The sequence below is a fragment of the Pseudomonas sp. AGC41 genome, from assembly GCF_057334555.1.
The window spans coordinates 88147-90591 of record NZ_JBHFJB010000067.1 but is presented as its reverse complement, the minus strand read 5'-3'; the positions used below and the strand labels follow the sequence as shown (position 1 = coordinate 90591).

The window sequence follows — 2445 nt, the reverse complement described above, 5'->3', positions numbered from 1 at the left end:
CCTTATGGGAGCGAGCCTGCTCGCGAAAGCAGTGGTGCAATCAATAGATATCTATCGGCTAGCGGCGCTTACGGAACACAAACACCAACCCGACGATGATCAGCACCATCCCCAGCAGGCTCAACAACGCCAGCCGGTTGCCGAACACCAGGTAGTCCATGATCGCCGTCACTGCCGGCACCAGGTAGAACAGGCTGGTGACGTTGACCAGGTTGCCCCGGGCGATCAAGCGGTAAAGCAGCAAGGTCGCCAACACCGAGACCACCAGCCCCATCCACAACACCGGCACGATGAATCCCGCATTGTGCTCGAAGTGGAACGGTTGAAACGGCACGAACACCGCGCATAGCAAGAGCCCGGCCAGGTACTGCACCGGCAATGTACCGAGGGGATTGTCGGTGATGCGCTTCTGCATGATCGAACCGGCCGTCATGCTCACCAGCGCCAGCAATCCGCACAGCATGCCCGTCAACGACATGCCTGCCAGGCCAATGCCTTGGTACACCACCATGATCAAGCCCACCAGGCCCAGCGCCAGGCCGAACATCCGTTGCCAGGAACGCCGGCGCTCCATAAGCACCACGGTGAGGATCGGTTGTACGCCCATCAACGTGGCCATCACGCCGGGCGTAACGTTCAACTGCAGCGCCAGCAGATAAAAAATCTGATAGGCACCCAACAACACCAGGCCGGTCGCCGCCGCGTACAGCATCGGCTTGCCAGCCTTCGGCAGCTTGAACTTCAACATCGGGATCAACAGCACCAGCGCGCACAGCGCAATCGCAAAACGGATCAGCAGAAAAGCGAAGGGTGACGCGTGGGCCAGGCCCAGTTTGGAAAAGATCGCTCCGCTGCTCCACAGCAAAACGAACAGGCTCGTGGAAGCCGTCGCCAATAAGGCGTTCTTGGAAAAGGAAAACATGAAAACCACCTGTAGTCAGGCAAAAAGCCAACTCAGCCGAAGCTGAAATCCAGTCGTTTTTTCAGGCGGGCACAGGGGACGGCAACCGTTGCCAATCAGCCCTTAACGCCAACACCCGGCGGTGATACGCAGGCGTATACCGGTGAGCGACTGACAGGTGGGGGGTATTGACCGATCTGCTCGGGCTGCGGGTTCCCGCACGGCACGACGCCAGCGTTGAACGCTGGAACCACAACCGCGGTGAGTGGGAATGCAGGCATGAGCCGATCTCTTGAGGGATGGGTCCGAAGACCGAGCGCCGACTATAACCAGCGCCCGATGTGTAACGCAATGTTTAAACGAACAACCAGTAGCCCAGCGCCGTGAAGACCGCGACCGCCAGCACCGGCCGCATCACCCGATAGGCCTTGGGATGCCGGCGCTTGAATTGCTTGACCCGGCTGCTGATGCCGTCGCTGAACGTCTTGCTCCAGGCATAGGCGCGGTTGATGCCGCCGACGTGCTCGTCGTCGAGGTTCTGCGGCGCGGTGGCTCGGCCGAGGAAAGCACTGATGGCGCGATTGAAACGAGTCATCAAGGGATTTTTAAGGGGACGCTCGACATCGCAGAACAGGATGACGCGCGTCTGGTCTGTTTCATTCCTGACCCAGTGCACATACGTTTCGTCGAACATCACGTCTTCACCGTCACGCCAGGCGTAGATCTGCCCGTCGACGAAGATCCGGCAAGCGTCGGAATTGGGCGTGGACAGCCCCAGGTGATAACGCAGGGAACCGGCGAATGGGTCACGATGGGGATTGAGGTGGCTGCCCCCTGGCAACAGAGCGAACATCGCGCCTCGCACGTTGGGAATCCGGTTGAGCAGCTCGACGGTCCGGGGACACAACAACTCGGCCGACGGCAGCGGTTTGTCGTACCACTTCAAATAGAAGCGCTTCCAGCCTTTCTTGAAGAACGAACCAAAACCGGCGTCGTTGTTTTTCTCGGCGGCGCGGATGTAACCCTCGTCGAACAGGTGCATGGCTTCGTCGCGGATCACTTGCCAGTTTTCCTTGAGCAGATCCAGCTCAGGAAATTCGCGGCGATCCAGATAGGGCTTGGAGGGCACCCTGGAAAACAAGTACATCAAAGCGTTGTAAGGGGCGAACAACGCCGAGTGGTTGACGAACTGGCGCAACACCGGCAAACGCGCCTTGCCACGCAAATGCACAAAAAGCGTACTGCCGACAAACAGCAGCAACACCGAGGCCTTGGCGACAAACGAAACGCTCATTTCTTTCAACTCCTTGTTCGAATTGCGCAGCGCCATCAGCCCGACGCGGCGGCTGGCCATGTTAAATATCCTCGTGCAGATGAAACATCGTCAGACTCGACATTCACCGTTGAGGATTACGCAACAAAGCCCTTGTTAACATGCGTCAGCTGAACCTTGGCTGACGCATCGAACGATCTTCCAACCGGCCCTCCCAACGGGCGAGATGTTTTTTGTGGCGAGGGAGCTTGCTCCCGCTTGACTGCGAAGC

General features: G+C 58.6%; 2 protein-coding genes. Both read right to left on the bottom strand.

What is annotated here, in order from left to right:
- Positions 1-58: 58 nt before the first annotated feature.
- Positions 59-922: a DMT family transporter gene (locus tag ACE04F_RS13100; protein ID WP_486107247.1), complete on the bottom strand. Its 864-nt coding sequence runs from the start codon at positions 920-922 to the stop codon at positions 59-61.
- Between the two features lie 334 nt (positions 923-1256).
- Complete coding sequence (locus ACE04F_RS13095; protein WP_486107272.1) at positions 1257-2195, bottom strand: aspartyl/asparaginyl beta-hydroxylase domain-containing protein; 939 nt, start codon at positions 2193-2195, stop codon at positions 1257-1259.
- Positions 2196-2445: the final 250 nt, after the last annotated feature.